Source organism: Gordonia malaquae NBRC 108250 (assembly GCF_000344135.1).
Lineage (GTDB): Bacteria > Actinomycetota > Actinomycetes > Mycobacteriales > Mycobacteriaceae > Gordonia > Gordonia malaquae.
In genome coordinates this window covers 1-1323 of record NZ_BAOP01000088.1, presented here as the reverse complement: position 1 = coordinate 1323, position 1323 = coordinate 1, and the positions used below count along the sequence as shown (strand labels likewise).

General features: G+C 65.5%; 1 protein-coding gene. It reads right to left on the bottom strand.

Annotation, left to right across the window (positions count from 1 at the left end):
* On the bottom strand, positions 1–1197 hold a 1197-nt coding region (locus GM1_RS21285), incomplete at its 3' end, for an IS1380 family transposase (protein ID WP_008382440.1).
* Positions 1198–1323 lie beyond the last annotated feature (126 nt).

Below are 1323 nucleotides of genomic sequence, written 5' to 3'. Positions count from 1 at the left end.
CATCCACGCGTTCAGGTCGATCGCCAGCGCCACGATCGCCGTCCACACGTGGTTCTGCGCGAAGGAGAACAACGGCAGGTTCAGCAGGCCGCAGTCCTTGCCCTGCCGAATCCGGTCCTCACAGCGTGCGCGCCGCCGGTGCCGCAGTTCCAGATCGGCGAGCTGCCCTCGTGTGGTGTTCGTAGCGAACGCCGTCAACCGCCACCCGCTCGAGTCGGTGATGCGCAGTTGTGCACCGGGATGTGGTTTCTCCCGCCGCACGATCACCCGCATCCCCGCAGGCCATCCCGACAGGTCGATGACCCCAGTCAGTTCGGCGACGTCGGCACCGTCTCGAGGTTCACGGTCGCTGGTGTAGGCCGGAGTCCATGCCTGTTTCGGGAGTCGGTCGATGATGTCACCCAGGCGGGCGTCGAGGCCGAATCCGATCGAGTACGAGACTCGCTGCTTGTGGAGATAGTCGAGGAAGTCGTGGGTGGCGCCGGCCGAATCGGTGCGGATCAGGATCTTGCGGCCGGGACGGGCGGGCAGGTCGGGGATCTGCGCCAACGCAGCTCGGGTGGTGGTGATGTGGTCGGCGGCGGTGTTCGATCCGGCGTTTCCCGGTCGCAGCAGGATCGTTCCGGCTTCTCCGGTGCCGCCCGGTCCGTGGTCGATGAACGCGGCCATCGGATGAAATCCGTAGCCGCCCTTGTAGTTTCCCGTCGCCGATTGCTTGTCGGAGTGGGCGGTGACCAGGGTCGCGTCGAGGTCGATGACCAGCGGGTTCGTCGCTGAGATGTCGTGGTTCGGAGCAGCGGGACCGGCCAACGCCCACACGCGTGCCCGGGTTGCTGCTCGAGCAGCGGCGATCGCCGACAACGTCTGGGCCGGCGAGGCGGCCAACGTCGAGATCAGGCGGGAGACGGTCGGGTCGGAGGCGACGTGACCGAACGTATCGGGGCGTTCGCGGATGGTCGCGATATCGGCGAGGCAGTCACCGCCGGCGACCACAGCGACGGCGGGGTCGGCGATGATCTTGCCCGGATCATGCCTGGCCAACGGTGTGCGCCACGGTCCGAGTGCGGTCGACAGTTCTGCTGCCAGACCGCTGACCTCGACGGTCCGGGTCAGCAAGACCGTTCCGGCGTGGGACACGAGGTTCTCGCCGTCGCCGGTGGCGTGGATGTGTGGGTAGAACACGGTAGAGTTGTTCACCAGAAAGGTGCTCCTTCACTCTGACGTAATCGGACTGTCGCAAGAACGATTATCGCAGGTGAGAGCACCTTTCTTCATGTATCAGGGCTGGCGAGTCGAATCCACCGATGAAAGATTCAGGCTAGG